At 37.8% G+C, this 23,636-nt stretch carries 18 protein-coding genes; 5 read left to right on the forward strand and 13 right to left on the reverse strand.

Features of this window, described 5'->3' with window-relative positions; genetic code table 11:
- Window positions 1–31: 31 nt before the first annotated feature.
- The 6 genes from IGI41_RS11895 to IGI41_RS11920 form a co-directional block, all read right to left on the reverse strand.
- On the reverse strand, window positions 32–1,288 hold the full coding sequence (locus IGI41_RS11895) for a glycoside hydrolase family 28 protein (protein ID WP_430609985.1): 1,257 nt from the start codon (window positions 1,286–1,288) through the stop codon (window positions 32–34).
- Window positions 1,289–1,312: 24 nt separating this feature from the next.
- A complete protein-coding gene (locus IGI41_RS11900; protein ID WP_430609986.1) occupies window positions 1,313–4,882 on the reverse strand; it encodes a glycosyl hydrolase 115 family protein in 3,570 nt (1,189 codons plus the stop codon).
- A 9-nt stretch (window positions 4,883–4,891) separates the two neighbouring features.
- Complete coding sequence (locus IGI41_RS11905; RefSeq protein ID WP_430609987.1) at window positions 4,892–6,508, reverse strand: glycosyl hydrolase family 28 protein; 1,617 nt, start codon at window positions 6,506–6,508, stop codon at window positions 4,892–4,894.
- A gap of 80 nt (window positions 6,509–6,588) precedes the next feature.
- Window positions 6,589–7,425 carry a carbohydrate ABC transporter permease gene (locus tag IGI41_RS11910; protein ID WP_430609988.1) on the reverse strand — a complete coding sequence of 279 codons (837 nt, stop codon included), beginning with the start codon at window positions 7,423–7,425 and terminating at the stop codon, window positions 6,589–6,591.
- Between the two features lies 1 nt (window position 7,426).
- Window positions 7,427–8,386 carry a carbohydrate ABC transporter permease gene (locus IGI41_RS11915; protein WP_430612829.1) on the reverse strand — a complete coding sequence of 320 codons (960 nt, stop codon included), beginning with the start codon at window positions 8,384–8,386 and terminating at the stop codon, window positions 7,427–7,429.
- Window positions 8,387–8,576: 190 nt separating this feature from the next.
- Window positions 8,577–9,887: an ABC transporter substrate-binding protein gene (locus tag IGI41_RS11920; RefSeq protein ID WP_430609989.1), complete on the reverse strand. Its 1,311-nt coding sequence runs from the start codon at window positions 9,885–9,887 to the stop codon at window positions 8,577–8,579.
- A 265-nt stretch (window positions 9,888–10,152) separates the two neighbouring features.
- Between IGI41_RS11920 and IGI41_RS11925 the strand changes: the two genes are divergently transcribed.
- From IGI41_RS11925 to IGI41_RS11935, 3 genes are read left to right on the forward strand one after another with little or no spacing between them, the layout of a single operon-like run.
- On the forward strand, window positions 10,153–10,809 hold the full coding sequence (locus IGI41_RS11925) for a DUF624 domain-containing protein (RefSeq protein WP_430609990.1): 657 nt from the start codon (window positions 10,153–10,155) through the stop codon (window positions 10,807–10,809).
- The gene (locus IGI41_RS11930; RefSeq protein WP_430609991.1) at window positions 10,778–12,538 is read left to right on the forward strand and encodes a sensor histidine kinase; all 1,761 of its coding nucleotides are present in this window, start codon (window positions 10,778–10,780) and stop codon (window positions 12,536–12,538) included. The genes IGI41_RS11925 and IGI41_RS11930 overlap by 32 nt, the downstream gene beginning before the upstream one ends.
- 7 nt (window positions 12,539–12,545) lie before the next feature.
- Complete coding sequence (locus IGI41_RS11935) at window positions 12,546–14,024, forward strand: response regulator transcription factor (RefSeq protein ID WP_430609992.1); 1,479 nt, start codon at window positions 12,546–12,548, stop codon at window positions 14,022–14,024.
- Window positions 14,025–14,097: 73 nt separating this feature from the next.
- Here the strand turns inward: IGI41_RS11935 and rhaM are convergent, their stop codons facing one another.
- Entirely contained in the window at window positions 14,098–14,412 is a 315-nt protein-coding gene (gene rhaM / locus IGI41_RS11940; RefSeq protein WP_430609993.1) for an L-rhamnose mutarotase, read from the reverse strand.
- A gap of 34 nt (window positions 14,413–14,446) precedes the next feature.
- A complete protein-coding gene (locus tag IGI41_RS11945; RefSeq protein WP_430612831.1) occupies window positions 14,447–15,493 on the reverse strand; it encodes a glycoside hydrolase family 88/105 protein in 1,047 nt (348 codons plus the stop codon).
- Window positions 15,494–15,676: 183 nt separating this feature from the next.
- Between IGI41_RS11945 and IGI41_RS11950 the strand changes: the two genes are divergently transcribed.
- A complete protein-coding gene (locus tag IGI41_RS11950) occupies window positions 15,677–16,555 on the forward strand; it encodes an AraC family transcriptional regulator (protein WP_430609994.1) in 879 nt (292 codons plus the stop codon).
- Between the two features lie 369 nt (window positions 16,556–16,924).
- Here the strand turns inward: IGI41_RS11950 and IGI41_RS11955 are convergent, their stop codons facing one another.
- Together IGI41_RS11955 and IGI41_RS11960 are read right to left on the reverse strand one after the other, a co-directional pair.
- Window positions 16,925–18,226 carry a PTS sugar transporter subunit IIC gene (locus IGI41_RS11955; RefSeq protein ID WP_430609995.1) on the reverse strand — a complete coding sequence of 434 codons (1,302 nt, stop codon included), beginning with the start codon at window positions 18,224–18,226 and terminating at the stop codon, window positions 16,925–16,927.
- 27 nt (window positions 18,227–18,253) lie between these two features.
- The gene (locus IGI41_RS11960; protein ID WP_430609996.1) at window positions 18,254–19,642 is read right to left on the reverse strand and encodes a glycoside hydrolase family 1 protein; all 1,389 of its coding nucleotides are present in this window, start codon (window positions 19,640–19,642) and stop codon (window positions 18,254–18,256) included.
- A 228-nt stretch (window positions 19,643–19,870) separates the two neighbouring features.
- Here IGI41_RS11960 and IGI41_RS11965 point away from each other — a divergent pair, with 228 nt between their 5' ends.
- Window positions 19,871–20,632 (forward strand): MurR/RpiR family transcriptional regulator, encoded by a 762-nt coding sequence (locus tag IGI41_RS11965; RefSeq protein WP_430609997.1) that lies wholly within the window; start codon window positions 19,871–19,873, stop codon window positions 20,630–20,632.
- 276 nt (window positions 20,633–20,908) lie between these two features.
- Here the strand turns inward: IGI41_RS11965 and IGI41_RS11970 are convergent, their stop codons facing one another.
- Genes IGI41_RS11970 through IGI41_RS11980 form a run of 3 tightly spaced genes read right to left on the reverse strand, consistent with a single transcriptional unit; the run spans window position 20,909 to window position 23,627 of the window.
- On the reverse strand, window positions 20,909–21,982 hold the full coding sequence (locus tag IGI41_RS11970; RefSeq protein WP_430609998.1) for an ABC transporter substrate-binding protein: 1,074 nt from the start codon (window positions 21,980–21,982) through the stop codon (window positions 20,909–20,911).
- Entirely contained in the window at window positions 21,979–22,821 is an 843-nt protein-coding gene (locus IGI41_RS11975) for an ABC transporter permease (RefSeq protein ID WP_430609999.1), read from the reverse strand. Before IGI41_RS11975 ends, IGI41_RS11970 begins: the two co-directional genes overlap by 4 nt.
- Complete coding sequence (locus IGI41_RS11980; RefSeq protein WP_430610000.1) at window positions 22,818–23,627, reverse strand: ABC transporter permease; 810 nt, start codon at window positions 23,625–23,627, stop codon at window positions 22,818–22,820. The genes IGI41_RS11975 and IGI41_RS11980 overlap by 4 nt, the downstream gene beginning before the upstream one ends.
- Window positions 23,628–23,636: the final 9 nt, after the last annotated feature.

Consider the following 23,636-nt stretch of genomic DNA (forward strand, 5'->3'; position numbering starts at 1 on the left):
GAAAACGATCAATTATCGCTTTTTTCTATCTTCACCTTTCATACACATCGTTTTCACCTGTGGTTACCTCCAAAGCAGTCACTGCGACTTTTTGAAAATCCATCTGATTCACACCACTAATTTTTCCATATTCGTAGGCCTCGATCGTTACGTCTTTGAACCGTAACTGTTCGATTGGCGCAGATACATTCCCTTCAATGAAAAAAGCACGAGAACGACTACTTTTTGGATCGTTGACAACAGATACTTGTTCAATCGAAATATCGGTTACTCTGGCGGGACCAATGGAATAATTACTTGTTCCAACTAGTTTATACCAATAATCTGGGATCTCTCCTTGATACCCATGGGGGATCGTCGCATAGCTATACTCCGGGTACCAATCCGTTTGGATCAGAAATGGAAATTGGACATTCTTCATGTTTAGATCCGATACTGCTATTTTCCGAATGAATCCCCCTCGATCATTGGCTGACTTGATTCTAAAGCCCACACCAGTTCCATCAAATTGAATCCGCTGTATCTGTATATCTTCAATACCACCTGAAGTTTCACTGCCTATCGTGATACCAGATCCTTTGCCAAGATGACAGTCTCTGATGATAATATTTCGACAAATGGTTTGGTTTTCCCGCGCTTCTTTTCCCCTTCCTGCCTTGATACAAATATTGTCATCGTTGCAAGATACATAGACATTTTGTACGATAACATTTTCTGATGAATCAATATCGATACCGTCCGTACTAGGTCCTTTAGAATTGATGATATGGATTCCGTCGATCAATACATCTTTTGCGTAGGTCACTTGTGTATTCCAAAAACCCGACTGTTCAGAATGAATTCCCTTGATTTCGACCCCTTGACTGCGATAAACCAAGATATTCCGTGGTCGTTTGCAATCATAATCTGCTGCCCAACGCAAACCTTTTTGGGCATAGTCAGCCATCATACCACTTTTTTCATCTTCTCCCCAAAATTTTCGCCACCAATGTGCACCTTGACCGTCAATTTTACCAGTGCCTGAAATCACAACATTCTTTGCCTCAACAACATTCAAAATCGCGGCTGGCCAATCCATATCCACCCCAGCAACACGATTATGAAATGCTGGATAATCAGTCAATTTTGGGCTGCCATAGAGGGTTGTTTCGGCTGATAAAACAAAGTGTACATGGCTTTTGATGAAAATAGCGCCAACTAAGTATTCACCTGCTGGTGTGATCACTTGACCATTCGTTAAAGAAGCATGGTCTATTTGTGCCTGTAACTCTTCTGTAATATCCTTCATAATACCCTTCCTTCTTGCTTTTGTTTATGATTTATTTTTTGTTTCACTTGATTCGTGCCATTCATCATCTGACAACGGCAATCTGTCTTGATTCGTGATAAAAATACGATCGATTTTCACATTTGCGCTCTTCCCATGAATGCCAATGACATGTTTTCCTTTTGATAAATGAACAGTAGCCACATGGTTCCAATGCCAAATCGATGTCGTCAAGAAATGAAATAATCCTTTTGTTGTCGCACGCAAAGGTTCATTTAATGCTTCACCGTTTATAGTCAACGCAATTTTATCACTATACTTACTATCATATTTCAGCAGTAGCCAAAGATGATAATTACTCGATTGTTTGAGCTCAATGTGATAGTACAAAGAAGGCGCAGTCGATGGATTTTGCCATAAAATCCCTTCCTCACCTGAAATAAACATACCTAGACCATGATGATTATTCGTAGGTGTACCAATATGTGTCCAATTCCCTTTCGTTTCAGCTGGCAGTGCACTTGTATGGTAGGCATATGGTGTTTGGTTGATGACATCTTCGGCTTCGATCAAAATACTCCCCTCTTTATCTTCATAAGGATTGTGTCCCCCTTGAATGGAAGCTATACTTTGATCAATATCGTATATAGCTTTTGCAGAACGTTTGTTTTGAACGGTTTTTACCAATTTTGCATGAATAAAATCTTGTTGATAAAAGGCTTCATTGACATATATCATTTCTGGCAAAGGAATCTCTTCCCAGCTGCTTTGATATTCTTTTTCACAAAATTTTTTTAATTCATGGGGTAACTGAGGCAACGTTTCATCTCTTGCTTCTTTCTGGTGTACATGATTGGATGGCGGCCCTAATTGAGCATGCTGGTATCCTTTGGTATATATAACAATTTTAGAAATCACAACATATTTATCGAAAGCAATTATTTTTAATGTGTGCGCCCCTTGCGTAAGGTAGGGTAAGCGACAGTAACACTTATCGACTTCATTTGAAACTGCCTCACGCCACCTTCCTCGATGCTCATCGGTAATTTCCGTCTCCACGATTTGAACCGGATGATCGTCTACTTGGATACCCAAACGCAATCTGCCCACTGAATCAAGGGTAGGCATACGAAAAATTTCGATTAAATGGCTCCCTGAAGTGTTCAAAGAAAATCGATAAAAAGTGTATGGTCGATCTTTATTCTCAGCATTATGCACAACTGCTTCAAGCGCAGCTCCTTCAAATCTGCCTAAATAAGCACGTACTTGCCATTGGCCTGCTGAAGATCGATACTGGCCATCGAAATGTGTCGGTGAAAAGGCCAAATAACCATCCGCCTCAATCAAATTCGGTTGTTTTTCAGTAACTACATGTTCTGCAAGCTTTGTCTCAACTTCGATCATGCTGGTACGGTCATTTGACCACTGAATAACCACTTGACCCGCCAGGGCTGTAAAACACAATGTATCATCAATCTCAATCAGGATACGCTGTTCAGGAAGATCACTTGTGAGGGTACCGGATGTCAAAGATAGCTTTAACCATTTGGGTGCTTTGATTGAAAACGATAATTGCTCCTTACTTTTATTGGCTAGTTCTATCCATTTTTGTCGAAGACCATTCTCATCAAAGATCAGCTTATCGACATATTTCCCTCCTTGCCAAATAAAGACCTGGCCTTTTGGTGGGGTTGTTCGTAATGCGGGCTTTGTCGTCGGATACATGCGCATATTGGGCGGAGGTGCACTTTCTGGGGTCATGATCCCCTTCCACTTGCCGTGAAGCATGCGGTGATTATAGTAGAATAAGAGCCATCTTAAATACTGTGTATATTCCGAAGACACTTGCGTATAATAATCTGCTGCTGCCCAATTCTCTCGGTCATAGGACAAAATGCTACGGTCAGCAAAATAGTATTCCGCGTTTTTATAATAAGCTGCCTGCACTTTCATTTGAATCAATTGAAAAAAAGCTGGTTTTTCTATCGTTGATAAGCGTGTTGCTATTTGGTTCATTTGATCGAACAACATCTTGATTTGATTGAGTCTGGCTGCCGCTTCATCTCCAAACGTATTTTGATGAAAAACATGATTGTCCATCATTTCGATTTTGCGAACATTGATTATCTGTGTAAATCGATTGAACAATGGACCACACGCACACCCAATTTCAGCATGAAATTCTTGACTCAACCAATTGCTTAAAAATAGGTTGATATCACTAGTGGACGTCTCTTTGCCCACTTCCCAAGCAAAGCGTGCATAAAATTCAATATCTTGTTCAATCCCCTTGATCGAACCGACATTTAAAACCCATATTTTTTTGATGCCATTTTCCCATGATTTTCTTAATTCATTTTTCATTTTGGCTAATGGTGTTGAACTGATGAACAGGTAATGTAAGTTGTTACTTGACCAATACGAGCTATGGTAATATAATCCATGACCGCCCTTTCTCTTTTGTTCTCTTTCATTAGGATAACGCCGCATATAACCGTAATTATCATTTGACCAAATAATCGTGACTTCTTCCGGTATTTTTAATCCAGCGTCATAATAGGTCAATACTTCTTTGTATGGAATCATGACTTGGAGCTGTTCTGCTGCAGGTTTTTTATTTACCTCAGAAATAATTTGTTGCTGATCTGCTATGACTTGTTCTAATAGTGCGATTTTTGCTGCTTGTTTTTCTTTTGCTGTTAATGTCTGATTTTGATCAATGGCTTCCGTAGTAAATTCTGTATCATGGATGCCCCGCATACCAACGGTGTAACTGACATCATAAGCTTTATTTGCCTCTACACTCTCACGCCAATATTCCCGTAACTTTTCTTGATTCCATCCTTTGATTGAATAGTCATAAACAACCTGAGGATCCGTATAACCTTTTTGTTCAAGCCATGGCTGCCATTCATTTTGATTGCTTCTTAGTAACATATCACAGTGCGATGTACCGATAATGATGCCCCGTGCATGAGCGAGGCGTGCATGTTCAGGATTTTGATTAAAATAATTCACATGCATGGCCGGCCAGAGATAGTTGACCTTTAAGCGCAACATCAAATCGAATATATGTCCATACGTTTCTAAACCAATCGTTCCATCACTAGTATGTAACTTGGCCCAGAGGTCTAGTGATTCTTCATCATTGATAAAGAAACCACGATATTTTACTGAAGGATAGTCTAGTTGGTAATAATCCTTAGGAAGTAAGAAATTGTCTTTGTGTTTGATCGGCACATCAGCAAAAAAATGCCATGGAGAAACACCAACTTGGCGGATAAAGTCATAAATACCATAAATTGTTCCCCGAGGATCTCCGCCAATGATCCATAACTTTTGTTCAAATAAAGTGATGAGATAACATTCCCAAATAAGCTTCCCTTCACTATCCAGTAAACCAGAGAGATCCGGATAAAAAGGCAAGTGATGGATTTGATCATAGCTGGATATGACAATTTCTGCTGTTTGAAAGGAGCCGTCACGTACCTCTTTGCTAAAAACGGTTTCTAAATCTTGCTTTAAATCCGTGATTGCATAGTGAATACTAGTTGCTGCAACTGCTTGATACATTGAAATAGTGCTTTGTCCAAACAAAATGTGTGTATGTTTCATTGATTCTCCTTATAAATAAATAGCCATGGGTTGGAATGTAACTGATTCTATGTCCTGATTGTCGATAGGTGTGATCCATGATTCTTCTTTAAGAACACTGATTGAATATAAATGAACTTTTCGGCAATGTGTCAATAAAATCTCAGCTTCTTGCATTTTTGCTTTCACATGGATCCATTTCAAATGTACGCCTTCGATTGGTTCCGTTTTTTGGGTTACGTCGTTTGAGAAACCAATCAGTTCGATCACTCTTCCTTCTCCAGTGATCGTTACATTCGTCAAGAATATATCTGAGAACACCGGTAAAGTTTGCGCGCTATGACCATCAGCATTATAAGTAACAGGATGCGCCATAAAACGATCGATATGGCAATCATGGATATGAACATTTTTAATATAGCCGCCTCGTTCATTCTGAGCTTTTAATTCAATGCCGTAGAGTGTATTTTTGATAACACAATCACTGATATAAATATCTTCTATCCCACCTGACTGCTCACTGCCTATCGCGATTCCATGTCCGCCTTTTATATTTAAATCAAAGATGTGAACTTCTTTGGTAGGTATATTCACAACATTTCCTTCAGGATTTTTACCTGATTTAATTGCAACACAATCATCCCCCGTATCAAATTCAGTATCAAAGAGCCAAAGATTTCTTGAAGAATCTGGATCCCAGCCATCACCATTGTCGATTCCCTTAGAAAGAATTTTTAGGCTATTTGAAACGATTGTATCGGAATAAATCATGTGTATCGTCCAACATGGCGGATCAATCATAGTTAACCCTGTAATATGAACATTTTTTGCTTGCATGGTACATAGTAAACGTCCTCGGGCCCGCCTGCCCGGTTTATAGTCAGAAGTATATTCTGGAAACCGCTCTTCATCCGCATATATTTCCCGCATTGCCATTCCAAGTTGATTTCCTCCGCCGATGATGGATCCTGATCCGCAAATACGTACATTTTCGCAGACGACTTTTTGACGATCTGATGGATCGATATAGCCGATATTGATCAATGAACGATAACAATATAATTCCCATCCTTCATAACGACTTAAAGCCAACCCATCATCATTGCACGTACCAATATAATGACTTGAATCAAAAAAACGAAAATCGTCGGGATTCTGACTCGCGGTTAGACATCCATCAATCTGCAAAATCATATTGCTTTTTAATTGAATGGCCCCCGATAAAATGATTGCATCTTTAGGAATCAAGATTGTTCCTCCATTTGGACAATCGTCAATAGCTTGCTGTAATCGTACCGTAGATAATGTCTTTCCAGTTGGATCAATTCGATACGGTGCACGTGTAACATCGATTCGTTCCGATTTACTCATCGTTGCAAATGAACAAGTAACCTGCGTATGTTCGATGCGTTGGCCTTCTTCAGTCACGCAATAGAGTGCAATCTGATATGAGTGATTTGCCTGCAGATTTTGGATAGTAAAATGGGTCTTATTCTGTGGCAGCTGAGCGATGCATTGTCCAGCTAAAAAAATTTGATAGCCAGATAAGTGTTTAGCGAAAGTCGATTTTTCCCAAACCACTGTGGCTTGGCTGTCACTAATCGTAGTAGGCAATACTTGAAAATTGATCACATGATGGTCTTTCATAGAAGCGCTCCCTCTTCTTTCTTTCCTTAGAATCGTAAAAGAAGATATTCTATGATACCCGAATATCTTCTTTTACAAACTTATTTAAGTCCAGTTGTGCTGATACCTTCGACAATATATTTTTGGAATAAGAAGAAAATAATCAACACAGGTAATAAGGATACGACCGACATTGCGAACATTGCACCCCAGTTAGAGGTACTGCTGGAGTCTAAGAACTGTTTGAGTGCAATAGAAACAGTATAGTTTTCAGGACGGGTCAGATACAACATCGGACCAATCAATTCTTCCCATTTCCAATAGAAAGCAAAAATTGCAGCATTCGCTAAAGAAGGTTTCATTAAAGGTAAAATTACTCTAAAAAAGATGCCTACTCGACCGCAGCCATCCATCTTAGCTGCTTCATCTAAATCAGTTGGGATAGCAGACACGAATTGTACCATCATAAAAATGAAAAAGGCGTGCCCAAAATAAGAAGGAACCGTTACTGGTCGAATTGAATTCAGCCAACCTAATTGATTGAACCACAAATACTGAGGTACCATAATGATTTCTTGGGGCAACATCATCGTTACCAAAACACAAGCAAACCAAAACCCCTTTCCTTTGAACGGTATACGGCCAAATCCATATGAGATCACTGCAGATGAACAAACAGCACCAACCATCGCAACCAAGGCAATCCGCAATGAATTAAAGATATACGTAAAGAAAGGAATACCAGCGATTCCTTGAAATCCTTTTGTAAAATTATCTAAAGTCCAAGTTCGAGGAATCAACTGAGTTGCCGTTTGAAAAATCTCATTATTTGGCTTAAAGGAACTAAATATCAACCAAAATATAGGATATAGCATAAGTAATGCGGCAATCAGAATCAAGCCATCAAATAGGTAATTACGTTTTTGTACTTGCATCATTTTAAACCTCCTCGTTTTCTTTAAAGACCCAGAATTTAGATGTTGCAAAGAAAATGATCGTAATGAAACCAACCACCACGAGTAATATCCATGCTAGCGCCGAAGCATAGCCCATCTTAAAGTCCGTAAATGCCCTTTGATACATATATAACGAGTAAACCAATGTACCATTCCTAGGTGAGCCTGTACCATTTGAAATAATATAGGCCGGTGTAAACGTCAGAAATGCCATAATCGTTTGATAGACCAAATTGAAGAAGATGATGGGTGTCAACACTGGAATAGTGATATTAAAAAACTGTCGAATTTTCCCCGCACCATCAATTTCTGCTGCTTCATAATAATCTTTAGGAATATTCTTTAATCCTGACAAAAAGATCAACATAGATGAACCAAATTGCCAAGCTGCCAATAAAATCAATGTCATTAAGGCCAAGTCAGGACTCTTGAAGAAATAGACTGGATCGATACCAATTGAAGTCAAGATGCCATTGATCAATCCTGAATCACCGAATAGATTTCTCCACATGATCGATACTGCCACACTCCCACCTAAGATCGACGGAATATAAAAAAGTACCCGATATACGCCACTTAATTTAGATGGACGATTGATCAACATTGCAACAGCCAAAGCAACGATTAGTCTCAAAGGCACTGCAACAACCACATATTTTAAGGTGACCGTCAATGATTGGACAAATTTAGGGTCATTGGTGAATATATTGATAAAATTATTCAGACCCACAAACTTTGCCTCCGTAAGCAAGTCATAATCATGAAACGACATGAATAATGAAATACCCATTGGTACAATAATGAAAGCAAAAAAACCGATAATAAATGGAGAAATAAATAAATAGCCGGTCAACATATTTTGTTTGGTTTCTGGTAAACGGTTAAACCAACTTTTGACTTTTCCCGTTTGCTTTGCAGCAGATGAATTTGTTTGAATTTCCATAGTAATCACACCCAACCTTCCTTGTTTGTTTACGCTTACAAAGTGATTCTAACGGATTTAATCCATAGTTTGAATAGAAAAAAAAGTATAGAAATGTAAAAAAATAGAGGTTTCGATTATTTCTTGATTGAATAACAAAATAAAATCCGCGATTTCATGTCTTGCTGGATGAAATCGCGGTCCGTATTATTTATTCATAGTTTTCAGCAAAAATCTCTTCACATTTCTTGGTAAATGCATCATAGGTTTCTTCTGGTGTCATCGTTCCATATGTGATTTCAGCATACAATTCTTTAAAGTAAGTATTGATTTCTGCAAAACCAATTGGTGGAACTGGTGAAGGATCACCTACTATATCAGCAATATCATCTAAGAAATCTGATGATTCTTGCTCATCTGCCGTCATATCATCATATAAGATCTCTTTTACCGCATCATTCGCAGGAATACCACGCTCTGTGCCTATGATTTTATTGGCTTCTTCACTATTGACTAAGAAATCGACAAATTTAGCAGCTGCCTCTTTTGATTCTGATTTATTGGCAATCGAATAGAAGAATCCTGGTCGATAAGCCATTGCACCATCACTTGAATCAAATGGAAGAGCCAAACTCATTTCGACCCCTTCTGCTGCTGAAGCTTTGTACGTCAAGTATTGATTTGACCATGTCATCATATAAGCAGCTTTTCCTTGAGAGAATGGATATTCATCAAAGCTTTTCGCATTGCTGGTCACTTCTGCAGTAGGCATTGCTTCATCTTTTGTTAAATCAGCAATTGCAGACATAAATTCAACCCAATTTTCTTTCGTAAAACCAACTTCTGGTTTCCCATCCGCATCGTATTGATAAAGGTCTTCGCCTTTCGTACGCAAGAAGTACTGCATGATTGTACTGTTGTCATTGTTGTCATTCCATCCATAATCTCCAGTTGCAGTGGCAACTGCGGCAGCACTACTGACAAATTCATCAAACGAATAATCAGCAAAATCGATATCCACACCACCTTGCTCAACCAAAGCAGGATTGTATAGCGTAGCCATTGTATTTACAGAGGCAGGTACACCATAAATACTGCCATCAAGTTCACCAGTTGCCAAAATGGAGTCTTTGATATCATCGGTCTTGATTTCATTGCCAATAAATTCACTCATATCAGCCAACTGATTTTTGGTTCCATATTGTGCAATATATTGAAGGTCCATTTGAATCACATCAGGCAACTCACCCGAAGCAGATTTAGTGGCTAATTTTTTCCAGTAATCGTCCCAAGACCCATATTCATATTCCACTTTGATGTCCGGATTTTCTTTCTCAAATTCTTTGATCGATTCGATGTACTTCTCATGTCTGACTTCCGATCCCCACCATGTAAATGAGATCGTTGTTTTTCCATCAGCATCTGTACTCCCTTCATCTCCACTATTCCCGTTGTTGCCACAGCCAACTAAAGCCGTACCTAATGCTAGTAGACCGAAAGCTTTGAAAATTGTTTTTTTCATTCTTTTTCCACCCCTCTATTTGTTTGCGCTTACAAAATGATTGTACCGAAATTCATACGCAATAAACATGGAAAAAAAAGAGCAAATATGTAAAAAAACAGATAGCAGAACCTTTATACCTATGTTGTACCCCTTTACATATACGAAAATTGGGAAAAGCAGAGTAAAAATGTGAAAAAACAGAGTTGCTCTAATTTTTTATTTTTTTTATGCTATACTAGCGATGAAAAGGCTTTCTTAACTAAAAAAAAGGTTGGTGTCTACCATGAGAAAAGTCCAAACTGGCGTAATGAATTTTTTCAATGTTACAGCATACTTAGCGAAGCTGAACGTACTATGGATTTTATCCACTTTATTAGGTGGTCTGATATTTGGCATTGGGCCAGCTACAGCTGTTACCCTAAGATATTTGCATGAGTTCAGATTAACGGGCCATGATTACTCCTTAAGCGATTATTTTCGAGATTATAGGAAAACGTTCCGACAATTTGTTCTTATTGGCCCAATCTTCGTCTGCTTATTCAGCATCCTATTTATAAATTTACGGATCATCTCCATTTATTTTGCAACGGTTGTATGGATCACACCAATTTACGCATTGTTCGCATTGTTATTGATTTATACTACATTATTAAGTTTGATGACTTATGCAAAATCAGACTCCCCCTCATATAGACAAGCCGTATATGTTAGTATCTTTATGGTCTTTCGTTTTCCTTTTCAAGGACTAGCACTCTTATTCTCCTGGTATCTATTATTTTTGCTGCTTTCAGCAAAAACATCGATCTTCTTGATTTTCGGTGTGTCCTTATTCCTGTTTTTTGGTGAGTTTTTCCATCATCAAATGGTCATTAAAATCAATCATTTGAATACAAAGCGAGGGACGCTACGTGAGGAACATTCATCTGATCAATCGCTTTAAAAACCTGTCGTTTCAACGACAATTGCAACTAGTGTTGTTTTCGACCGTTGCTTTTGTCGTTGGTTTATCCTTGATTTTAACTTTGGTCTGGCGTCAAGCCTATCTGACTCAGATCAAAGAATCTGCATACAAAGATGTATCGATCATATCGACGAACATCGCGAAGAAATTAAACGCTGTTGAAACACTTTCTTTTCGGATCATTGATAGTTATTCTATTCAAAATAAATTACAGTCTATCATGACAAATCAGTACGAGAAGTCATTCGATACAATACAAGTGAAAAATGAGCTGAATACAGAAATCAACGATTTAACACGAAATGAATCTGTGATTCAAAATGTGTATCTATTCAATCCAAAAAATGAAAACATGATCAATTTCATTGCCGAAACATCCTACAACTTTAATGGCTATACGATCCAAGAAATGATAGAAAGTTTACCTAATGAACCAGCTAAAGGCAGTTGGTTTTTTTCAAAAGATTTATCACAGGCTGTTTTTTTACGAAAGATCTATTCGACAATCAATTTTTCATTGACCCATACGGGAACTGTCATTTTTCTCGTCAATACATCTTTTTTTCGCAATGAGGTGGGCAATTTGCCCATTGCATCTCCGCAAAATCAGTTTTTTTTATCTTACAAAAACAACCTATATAGTACATCTGAGAATGAACAATCTCTCCAATCGTTTAGTGACCAGTTTCACAATAATCCTGATTTGACAGATTCATCGATTGGCTCATTATTATTTGAAAATCATCAATTTTATTATGCTTCAGACAACAAAACAATGAACGGCATGAATTTTATTTATTTATTACCAGAAAACCAAGTACTAGCGGATCTGTACAGGTTACAATGGCTCACTCTGGCTGTTAGTCTTCCTTTTTTGGGATTAGTCATTCTACTGATTAGAAAAATTAGCCGCCAACTCATGCGGCCATTGGCAAATATCGCTTCGCAAATGGCCACTTTGCGGCAAACAAAAGAAATTGCTTCATTAAAAACATTGGCTCTGCCAGAAAATAGCCAAGAAGAAATTTTGGTTTTGTATGAAAGCTATAATACGATGATTGCTGAACTCAATGCGTTGATCAAAGACAATTATGAAATGCGCATCTTATCGCAGGAGATCGAATTTAAAGGGCTTCAAGCACAACTAGATCCGCATTTTCTCTATAATACTTTGGACTCGATCAATTGGATCGCAATCGAAAATCAACAATGGCAAATTTCTGAAATGGTCACTTCTCTTGCCCACCTATTTCGTAAGAAAATCGATACTGATTCTGATTTCACTACATTGCAAGAAGAGTTAGATATCGTGCATGCGTATATCAACATTCAAAAAGTGCGTTTCGGCAAACGGATCGATTATATTGAGGTCATTTTAATCAATGATTTACATGTAACTGTACCAAAACTGTTGGTCCAGCCATTGATCGAGAATGTCTTTAAATACGCCGTCACACATATGAAACAAACCTGTCGCTTGGTGCTGAGTATTGAAAGTCAATCAAATTCTATCCAAATCAGCGTATCGGATAATGGTCCGGGATTTGATCCTGAATTCGATATGACCACACAAGGTGGTATTGGACTGAATAATATAAAAAATAGACTCAAACTACATTATGGTTCCGCAGCTTCCTTATCGATCGTTTCTTCAATTCCGAACAAGAAAACGATCGTTCGTCTGCTGATCCCAAAAGTAAAGGAGTGAAAAATAGATGAAAAATTTGATTGTTATCGATGATGAAGCGTTGATAGCTAACGGTGTTGCAAAAATGGTCCAAGCCTTTGATCTGCAACTGACTGTCAAAAAAATTTTTTCTGACAGTGAAGAAGCGCTGTCCTATTGCCAAACAACCCCCATCGATATTGCCATTACAGATATCAACATGCCTAACTTGAACGGCATAGAACTGATCAAGCAATTGAAAGAAATCAATCCAACCATACAGATTATTATTTTGACCGGATTTGGCAGCTTTTCTTTCGCAAAAGAAGCCATGTCTTTGGGTGTGAAGTTTTTTTTAGAAAAACCAATTTTACCTGAAAAGATGCACACTGCACTGCAAGAGACAGCTCAATTATCCGAACGTAGAAAATTAGAAAGCAACTTGTATCTCAAACGGCAAATCGAGCAGTTTATCAACAGTTGCGGTGAAGAACCATTACCAAAAGAAGTGTCGTTTCCATTTTGCTTATATGTCTATGATTCTAAGTTTTATCATGCTATTGCCAAAAGAACTGAACAATATCACAACCAGCATGAATTGATTGCAGGGCATCAAAATAAAGTTGGTTATATTATCAATTTTAGTGTGACAAAAGATTTCAACAAATTTTTTAAAGAGAAAATTCAATCCACGCCACTTGGAAAAGGAATCGCTATCAATTGCTGGGTCGATTCCCCTGAGAAATTTCTGACAAGTTATCATTTAGCAAAAAGAAACTTGGACAAAGCTTTCTATTTTGATACATTCGAGGTGATTCAAGAAAGCCAAATTTCTCAAGAAAATCTTTACGAAAATCATCTCTATATCGACTACCGTGAAAAACTATTGTCACTGATTGTCAAAGGTGAACTCACCCGATCTCAAGTATTAACCGAAAATTTTTTCTCCACTTGTCGAATGGAACTTTATCCAGTGCAACTCTTACGTTTGCAAATCAACGATTTACTTTCGGTGCTTTTTGAAAATTATCGCATCAAAAAAGATATCTATTTTGACGATTATTCACCAAAAATCATGTTATTGAACCATTGGCAGGAACTACAATTTATGTTGATTCATTTTATTGACTTAATGCGTCACAATATGGGTGATAATGAGAACATGCAATTATCACAAAAGGTCAACCTGATCATTGAAGAATATTATGATCAAGAGGCATTATCATTAAAATGGATTGCCAACCATTTACTTTATTTGAATCCAGAATATTTAGGGAAAACATACTATAAAGAAACCGGCACGCGTTTTAACCAAAAATTGGCTGAATATCGTATCAAGAAAGCACAAGATTTACTGAAAAAAAATTATAAGGTCTATGAAGTAGCGTCACTTACAGGTTTTAGCAATGCACCAGAATATTTCGTGCAGACTTTCAAGAAAATCACTGGTGTCACACCAAAAAAATTTCTTAATAATCTACAAGTGTCACCTATACCTGAGGTAAAAAAATTTACGCATCAGAGATAAAGAAAGACCAAAATCCACAGTGATTTTGGTCTTTTTTTGCTTATCTCATATCTCATTCAATGAAACTTTGTCATTATCCTAAATCGAAAACATGTTTTAAATCGATTGTCTTCGGTGAAGCATCAGGATTTGTTTCCATTATATCCGCCATATAATGCCACCATTTCTGATTTATCGCAGTTTCAGCGACTTCTTGCCATCTTTGCTCATCTTCAATCTCTAAATAACCAAATAAATCATTGGTCTGTGCGTCAAAAAAGATACTATAGGTGTGCGCACCATGTTCTTTGAGCATTTGCCTCATCTCTGGCCAAAGATCTTGGTGGCGACGTGTGTATTCTTGTTCATATCCAGAAAATAATTTCATGCGAAATGCTTTCTTGATCATCTTTATTCAACCTCTCCTTATTTAGTCTAACAAATCAACAAAACGATACGAGCAATTCGGTAAATGCCAGCACAGTGAGTGATTGGCCATACGGCATGGCAGTGATACCGATAGAACGATAATAATCTAAATCTTCACCCATGCCAGTGCCAATCGAGACATTTTGGACTTCACCATCTTCAGCAATTTCTTCAACTAATCCCGCCAAAGCCTTATAGGCAACTGCTTCCCATGATTTATCGATATACCGTTTGTGGGCTGCTTTCAAAATACCATAAGCAAAACCTGCAGTTGCTGATGCTTCAACATATGAAGATCGATCTGTAAGCAATGTGTGCCAAAGCCCGCTTTCATCTTGGACGTCTTTTAATGCGGTTATTTGATCTAACAATGTATTGATCAAAAATGTGCGAAAAGCATCGCCTTCTGGCAATGCCAGAATCTCAATCATTTCTGGGATAGCGATGGTAATCCAACAATTGCCTCTTGCCCATAGTGCTTGCGCATAATTATGCCGCTCTTCAAATGTCCAACCATGGAACCATAAGCCAGTTTTTTTATCAACTAAATACTTGATATGCAACATAAACTGTTTTTTGGCCTCTTCAATATATGCAGGGCGCTGAAGCAACATACCGATTTTTGCCAGCGGCAGTGCTGTCATCATCAATGTATCGTCCCAAAGCTGATTGCGATTTTCAGGTCCATAGGTTGCATGCTGCAAGCCATCTTCATCGGTTCTTGGCATATCATGCATGACCCACTCAGCCCATTGTTCTAAATAAGGCAAATATTTAGAATCCCTGGTATCTTCATATAAATAAGCCATCGCCAATAAAGGCGCCATCGTATTCACGTTTTTAGGTGGCGCACCTTCATGCATCCGCGCCTCAAACCATTCTTCCACAACTGCTAAGGCTTTGGGATTTTTTGTGATTTGATAGTTCTTGTAAATCCCGTACAACCCAACACCTTGTGGCCAATTCCAAATAAACCAGCTCTTGTCATCGACCTTGAGTCCATCAAAATCCAATAAGAATTCTCCATTGTCATCTTTGATCGTTGTCAGATTATCAATCATTAAATCGATTTTTTCTTCTACAACTTTTTTATCAATAAATAATTTTTCTAAAATCACACGTATTTCCACCTTTCATTCTTTGTTATAATAAAGATAACACGCTTACATTCCATTAAAAATAGCAGTTATTGTTCATTTGCTATCTATTTTTGCGTATAGTTAAAAAGAAGTGGAGGGGTCTTAATGCAACAAGAAAGTGCAGATACGATGATCAATGATCGCTTTGAGGTCTTTCATATTAAAGATTTAGTTGAAGAAGAAAATACACTTTATCATTACCATAGCTTCTACGAAATTCATTGCACGCTGCAAGGTACTGCCATTTTCTTTATTGATGGTGGCGAATTCCATTTAGAAGCCGGTACGATCATCTTGATCCCGCCGAATGTGCTCCACCGTATTCTTCATCAGACCTCTGATTCTTTTGAGCGTTCATATATTTATATCAACAGCAACTACCTGCAAGCACTATCCACCGCCCAAACAGATTTAACGACTTGCTTTCAAATAAATGGTGGTTTAAATAGTCGTATTTTAAGGATTGCGCCAACTTTGTTAGAATCATTGCTCTTTCCTTTAAAAGATAAACTTGATAGCAATTTTGGTACAGACTTGGTTTATCAATCATTTTTGATTGATTTTTTGATTACCATCAATAAACTAGCTATTGAAGAAACAGAACCATTATTCCTATCTCATTCAATCAACCAAAACAAAGATATCGTCGCGACGATCAAATATATCGATGCCCACCTCTCTGATGATTTGTCGTTGAACAAGGTAGCAAAAGCAATTTTCTTGAGTCCTTATGTCTTATCAAGATTGTTCAAAAAGGAAACCGGTGTAACTTTTCATACCTATGTACTAAAGAAAAGACTACTCAAAAGTAAAGAAATTTTAAGGCAAACAAGACGTGCAACCGATACTTTTGACCGTTGCGGATTCAAATCATATACCCATTTTTTACGATGCTTCAAACAAGAATTCAACATGACGCCGAAAGAATTTTTGAAAGAGGAAGAAAAAAATGAGTTGATCCGGTTTGAGCATTTTGGGCATTGACTTTGGGCAGCAAAAAGAAAAAATAGCGATAAAACACAGTTGGATTCAATCAGGCTCCTCTAAAATAATGTTATTACTATGTTACTAAATACCATTTCATTTCCATAGATTAATTATTAAGTTATTCTTCCATGAAATAAAGAAAGACCACAATCTATTAAGATTTTGGCCTTTCTTTGTTTCTGTGTTATATACCTTATTTATTGAAACAATTAAAATCATCTTTAAAATTGAATGTCTTATGAGATTTATCAAAATTAGTCTTTAAATTATCTATCCCATTAAGCAGTCATTTGTGTTCAGTAGCTTTAAGAACTGTTTTTTGCCATATCACCATCATTGTTATACCTATTTCATAAATCAACATTTCTAAGCATGCATATCCATCATCTTTTGGGCCGTTCTTTCACTGATCTTCATAAATGGCAAGTATAGAAAAACGCCCCCTATGATAATAATCAATTGAACAATAATAGCTCTCCAATCTCCACCGGTTGCCAAAAATCCACTGATCAATGGCGGTGTTGTCCAAGGAATCAAAACAACTGTATGATTCATAAGACCTAAAGCAGTCGCATAATAAGCGATAATCAATCCTAAAGAAGGCAATAGTACGAATGGGATCATTAGTGGCAGGTTAAATACGATAGGGTAACCAAAAATCACCGGTTCATTAATATTAAAAATTCCCGGTGCTGTTCCTAATTTAGCCACACTTTTGGTCGCACGATGTTTGCCAAAAATAATTGTAGCCAAAATCAAGGAAATCGTACTTCCTGTTCCACCGATCATGCCAAAAGTCGGTATGAAGACATTGGTTATAATATTGGGTATTTCTGTTCCGTTTTGAAGTGCCAACATATTTTCATTCATATTGATTAACGCAACAGGCATCAATAAAACACCATTAACTATTGTTTGGTGGATACCTAATGTAAACAGAAAATTCCCAATACTGTAAATCAATACCGCACCCCATAATGACGTATTAACGCCCCGCAGCGGTTCTTGAATAAATTTAGCAACTAAATCCAATAGATTGGTATCAAAGACTGTCAATAAAATCAATGAGAAGCCCGCAAAAATGGATACAACCAACATTACGGGAATCAATACATTAAATGATTTTCCAACAGCAGGCGGTATGTCATCTCCTAGGTTGATCTCTAATTGTTTGATTGCTGAAATTCTGATAAATAATTCAGTTGAAAGCAACCCAACGATGATTCCTGCAAACATTCCTTGTGTTCCTAAGTCGCTAAATCGCATGACACCAATGACATCCACTGCTGCTTCAGCATCAATTGGTGTCACTTTGGTTGCAAACGGCATGATTACAACCAATGAAGAAAGGGCCAACCCGGTTGCGGCGATAGGGTTTTTAAAATTTTTATTCTTTGATAAACAATATGCGATCATTGGTGCCAATAGGATACTCGATATGTTTAAAGTCCCATTGGTTACCATTTTCCCCCAGTATTGAGCAGCCCACAAACTATCCCCTTCCCAAATCCAAGGGAAAATAACATTATTAATCAAAACAGCCATTCCAGCCAAAATAAAGAACGGCATGAGTACTGCAAAAGCATCCCGAAGCGAACGTAGATGAACTTGATTGCCAAACTTTGCAGCGATGATTGTGAATTTATCTAAATATTTATTCTCTTCCATTTTTTTCTCCCTTTCTATCCCCCATTTTTAAAGCTCTTCCCCATTACTTTCAATTGTATTTCTCATCCAATAAAAACTTTTCTTAGGAATGCGTCTTAAATCTTTTAAGTCATGATTTTCTCTATTCACATAAACCATACCGTACCTTTTTGTCATGTCCCCTTGTGAACTTAGAATATCAATCAACCCCCACCCTAAGTACCCAATCAAATCTACACCATCAAATGCGACTGCATCCTTCATCGCCTGTATATGATTTTTATGATAGTCAATTCGGTAATCGTCTTGAATTTCGTTCACGCCATCCCAGTATTCTTTGACTCCAATCCCATTTTCATTGATAAAAAGCGGCATCTTATATCGATTGCTCATCTTTGCCAATATGTTTCTCAATCCAAGTGCATCAATTTGCCAGCCCCAATCTTTTGACGCTTCTAAATACGGATTTTTGACATATCCCTTTTCCCAATAGTAATTGACAGGCGTATTATCTGGAATCAGACTGGCATCTACCGTATGTGAAGCATAATAACTGAACGCTAAAAAATCATTTCTTACTTTTGCAAGTTCTGCTAAATCTCCTTCTTGAAAAATATGCAGTAGACTTTCTTTTTCCATAAATGCCAACACTTCTCTAGAATAAAAACCATTTACAAATACTTCAAGTAAGTTATGATTCAAGAACTCATCTAATTGGCGGGCTGCAAAAATATCTTCAGGTTTTGATGTTAACGGATAAAATTCCATGTATGTCAGCATCCCACCTACTAAACAATCTGGGTAATTTGTTTTTATATAATTTGAAAAACGGACATGAGACATCATCACATGATGACTAATTGTATATAACTCCTCAAGGGTTTGTTCACCTTTAAGATACCCACTATATTTAAACGCTTTCGTTGTACTGTATAAATTTTGCTCATTCAATGTCAGCCAATATTTCACCTTATGTCCAAAACGTTTCACCATTTCTTCCCCATAACGTACAAAAGCGTCTACAACATGTCTATCCAAAAACCCATTGTACTTCTCGGCCAAGTGTAACGGCATATCAAAATGATACAAACAAATACAAGGTTCAATTCCTCGGTTGATCAGCTCATCAATAAACTGATCATAAAAAGCAATCCCTTCTTCATTAAACCCACCATCTCCCAGAGGATTCACACGGCTCCAGGATATTTGAAATCGATAACAATTCATCCCCATTTCTTGCATTAAATCGAAATCTTCCCTATACCGATGATAACTATCCGTTGCCACTTTCCAATCAGAAGCACATTCAGTCGCTTCTCTCACATCATAAACAGATTGCCCTTTTCCACCCTCGTTCCACGCGCCCTCTGTTTGCATACTCGAGACAGAGTTCCCCCACAAAAAACCTTCTTTCAAAACCGATGTCTTAATGTCCATTACAATCCTCCTTCACTTTTATACTCAAAATGTATCAGACGCCATTTACAACAACAATGGTTTTAACACGATAAAAAACCTGTTTTTTACCAAAAAACAGATAAAAAAAAAGAACTACTGATATAAAAAAGAAAATGCCTATCCTTCACGGGTTTGTAGACACTATCCTAGATATTTTGCTATAATCAAAAAAACAACCGCTTTCATTTTGGGAAAGGAGGAAATAACTTGCTATTCACTTATGAACGAATCCAGCAATTAAACGATTTAGAATTTGCTGTATACAGCACCATATTAAACTTGGACAAACGAATTATTCACATGAAAATAAGAACATTGGCTGATGAAGCACATGTATCAACAACTGTCATCCTTAATTTCTGTAAAAAAATGGACTGCGATGGATGGGCTGATTTTAAGTTAAAGTTCAAGGAACATACAATCAGGCCAACCAAAGCAGAGATGACACTTACACAACCAATTATTCAATACTTTTCAATGTACGAACAAAACAAAGAGTTGAAAGCGCTTTTAAACAATGTTATCCATTTGATACGTCAATCACGAAAAGTGCTGTTTATCGGCGCAGGACCTTCCGGTGTTCTAGCTAAGTATGGCGCCCTCTATCTTTCAAGCATGGGTAAGCCTGCTCAATACATTGATACGCCTTACTATTCGATACCTGAAGAAAACTTGCATAATACTATCATCATTGCACTCTCCGTTTCTGGCGAAACAAAAAGTGTCATCAATCGCTTATCTCGTTTTAAATTATTAAAGGCTACCATTATTTCTATAACAAACAATAAAAAAAATACAATAGCGAAAATGGCAGACATATCTTTAACATACTATGTTCCTCACGAAGAGTTTATGATTGCTGAGCGTACTGAGCAAATCCATGTTACTGCGACTACTCAAATTCCAGTTCTACATTTTATTGAATACATCTCAAAGCAGATTCATCAGTTAGACGAGAATACTGTTTAAAAAGTGTCTAACTCGAATGAACACAATAGATAATCGTATTCGTGCATTTTGCGCCGATCCGTAACAGTCATTTCTACTCTTTGCTATCATACATTTTTGAATTTTGATTTATAAAATAACTGTAAAATATTCAGTTGTTCCAAACAAAAAAACAACAAAGCAAATATCATTTACTAGCTTTGTTGCTTTTCCAGTTTATTGATAGAAATACGTTCCATCCCCAACAAAAAAAGACGTAAGTCAGCAGCTTCGACCACTGACTTACGTCTTTTTTGATTATTTCCGATACATCTTCAACTCCAAAAACAAGTCATTATAGATACCCAAATACTCGGAGCCTAAATTTTCATAGACTTCCAGATGCTGCATCAGTTCATCAGATGGATAAAATTGCTCGTCTTGTGTGATGTCATCCGGCAGCAAGTCTATTGCTGCTTCATTCGGTGTCGAATAACCGATATATTCCGCATTTTGCGCAGCATTTTCTGGTTCCAGCATAAAGTTCAAGAATGCATAAGCACCTTCTTCATTTTGGGAAGTTTTCGGAATGACCATATTATCAAACCAAAGATTAGAACCTTCCGAAGGAATCACGTAATGGATGTGTTCGTTTTCGTACATCATGTCGGCTGCTTCACCTGAGAAAGTCACGGCTACCGATGCTTCTTCATTGGCCATATACATTTTTATTTCGTCGGCGACGATTGCCTTAATGTTTGGTGTCATAGTTCGTAATTTATTGAAGGCTTCTTGCAATTCATCTTCATTCTTACTATTCAGTGAATAACCCAAACTGTCTAAACCTAACCCAATCACTTCCCGAGCGCCATCGATCAGCATGATACTGTCTTTCAATTCTGGTTTCCAAAGATCATCCCATTCGGTGATCTCTCCTTCATCAAAGAATTTATCATTATAGACGATGCCTAATGTGCCCCAGAAATAGGGGATCGAGTACTGATTGCCTGGGTCAAAACTAAGGTCTAAGAAGCGGGCATCGATATTGTCTAAGCCTTTGATTTTATTATGATCCAATGGTTTCAACAAGTTTTCTTCCATCATCTTTTGGATCATGTACTCACTTGGAATAGCGATATCATAAGATGTGCCGCCTTGTTGAATTTTGGTGAACATGGCTTCATTGGAATCAAATGTTTCATAATTGACTTTGTAACCTGTTTCTTCTTCGAACTTGGTCAATAGGTCAGGATCGATATAATCGCCCCAGTTATAAATATTCAAGACTTTGGCCCCTGCCATGCCAGAAGAATGTTCTAGTTCACGAACACCGAAGAGCAAAATAAGGACGATCGCAACAATTCCGATAATCAAAGATTGTAGTCGTTTCATCGCAGATTTGCCACCTCCACTTGATTCCGGCGGTTTTTCCGCAATTTTTTCGAGACGTTTTCTTTACTGATAAAGTAGTAGCCAACCACAAGGATCATTGAGAATAAGAAAACCAATGTGCTCAATGCGTTGATTTCCAAACTGATTCCTTGTCGAGCCCGTGAATAGATTTCAACCGACAGTGTGCTAAAGCCATTCCCTGTTACGAAGAATGTCACGGCGAAATCGTCTAATGAGTAAGTAAATGCCATAAAGTAGCCAGCAATAATCCCTGGTGTCAAAAATGGCAAAATGATATTTTTGATGACTTGCAGATTATTGGCGCCTAAATCACGGGCGGCATCGATCATCGAATCGTTCATCTCCTGCAGTTTTGGCAAGACCATTAAAACAACGATAGGAATACTAAAGGCAACATGGGAAAGCAAAACGCTAAAGAACCCTAAACTAAACCCACGGAATAAGTTGCCGATCATGGTGAAGAAAATCAAGAAACTGGCACCGATGATAACATCTGGCGAGACCAATAAAATATTATTCAAACTCAATAAAGCTGTGCGTGTTCGGCGTTTTCTTGTATAGTATATGCCCATCGCCCCAAAGGTACCAATGGCTGTTGCCAACAATGCCGACAAGAAAGCCAACATGAAGGTATTCAAAACAATGATCATCAAGCGGGTATCTTGAAAGACGGACTGATAATGTTCAAATGTAAACCCAGTAAAGGCGTTCATGGTTCCGCCGGCATTAAAAGAATAGAATATTAAGTAAAAAATTGGGACATACAATAAGATAAAGACCACGATCAGATACAGATTCGACCAGCGAAATGATTTCATTTGCGTTGCCCCCCTTTCTTCTTCTCACCCGTCAGCAGCATCACAATAAACATGGCAATGATCAAAATCACACCGATCGTTGACCCCATGCCCCAGTTTTGCGTAACAAGAAAGTGCTGTTCAATAGCTGTACCAAGGGTGATCACGCGATTGCCGCCAATCAGACGGGTCAGCATGAATAGCGAGAGTGATGGGATAAAGACTGCTTGGACACCGCTTTTGACCCCATTCAAAGACAATGGAAAAATCACGCGGCGGAATGTTTCAAAACTGTTTGCACCTAAGTCACGACTCGCACTGATCAAAGAGGGATTCAATTCTTCTAACGCATTGAATATCGGCATGATCATAAATGGCAGTTCAATGTAAACCGCCACCGTTAAGAAGCTGAAATCGGTAAATAAAATCTGTTTTGGTCCCACACCCATGATTTCCAAAAAGTTGTTGACACTGCCATGAATACCAAAGATACCAATGAAGGCATAGGCTTTCAGCAGCAAATTGACCCACGTCGGTAAGATGATCAACAATAACCACAAGTCTTTATGACGCAACTTGGTCAAAAAGTAGGCTGTTGGATAACTGATGACCAAAGTGATCAATGTGATCAAAAAGGCATACCAAACCGAGTTCAAGGTCATGATCAAGTATTTTCCTGATCCTAAGTAACTTTGATAATTGACCAGTGAAAAGTTGCCATTCATATCAAAAAAGGATTGATAAATAATCAACAATACTGGTGCGATGACAAATAGCAATAACCAAAAGATATAGGGTATCGCATAAAAACGACGCATTTTCGTCAACGTGCTTCC

This window comes from Enterococcus sp. DIV0876, from assembly GCF_050529585.1.
Taxonomy (GTDB): Bacteria; Bacillota; Bacilli; order Lactobacillales; family Enterococcaceae; genus Enterococcus_D.

Coding starts and splice junctions, on each gene's coding strand:
- IGI41_RS11895 (WP_430609985.1), bottom strand. CDS start 1,288: ATGAAGGATATTACAGAAGAGTTACAGGCACAAATAGACCATGCTTCT.
- IGI41_RS11900 (WP_430609986.1), bottom strand. CDS start 4,882: ATGAAACATACACACATTTTGTTTGGACAAAGCACTATTTCAATGTAT.
- IGI41_RS11905 (WP_430609987.1), bottom strand. CDS start 6,508: ATGAAAGACCATCATGTGATCAATTTTCAAGTATTGCCTACTACGATT.
- IGI41_RS11910 (WP_430609988.1), bottom strand. CDS start 7,425: ATGATGCAAGTACAAAAACGTAATTACCTATTTGATGGCTTGATTCTG.
- IGI41_RS11915 (WP_430612829.1), bottom strand. CDS start 8,386: ATGGAAATTCAAACAAATTCATCTGCTGCAAAGCAAACGGGAAAAGTC.
- IGI41_RS11920 (WP_430609989.1), bottom strand. CDS start 9,887: ATGAAAAAAACAATTTTCAAAGCTTTCGGTCTACTAGCATTAGGTACG.
- IGI41_RS11925 (WP_430609990.1), top strand. CDS start 10,153: ATGAGAAAAGTCCAAACTGGCGTAATGAATTTTTTCAATGTTACAGCA.
- IGI41_RS11935 (WP_430609992.1), top strand. CDS start 12,546: ATGAAAAATTTGATTGTTATCGATGATGAAGCGTTGATAGCTAACGGT.
- rhaM (WP_430609993.1), bottom strand. CDS start 14,412: ATGATCAAGAAAGCATTTCGCATGAAATTATTTTCTGGATATGAACAA.
- IGI41_RS11945 (WP_430612831.1), bottom strand. CDS start 15,493: ATGATTGATAATCTGACAACGATCAAAGATGACAATGGAGAATTCTTA.
- IGI41_RS11950 (WP_430609994.1), top strand. CDS start 15,677: ATGCAACAAGAAAGTGCAGATACGATGATCAATGATCGCTTTGAGGTC.
- IGI41_RS11955 (WP_430609995.1), bottom strand. CDS start 18,226: ATGGAAGAGAATAAATATTTAGATAAATTCACAATCATCGCTGCAAAG.
- IGI41_RS11960 (WP_430609996.1), bottom strand. CDS start 19,642: ATGGACATTAAGACATCGGTTTTGAAAGAAGGTTTTTTGTGGGGGAAC.
- IGI41_RS11970 (WP_430609998.1), bottom strand. CDS start 21,982: ATGAAACGACTACAATCTTTGATTATCGGAATTGTTGCGATCGTCCTT.
- IGI41_RS11975 (WP_430609999.1), bottom strand. CDS start 22,821: ATGAAATCATTTCGCTGGTCGAATCTGTATCTGATCGTGGTCTTTATC.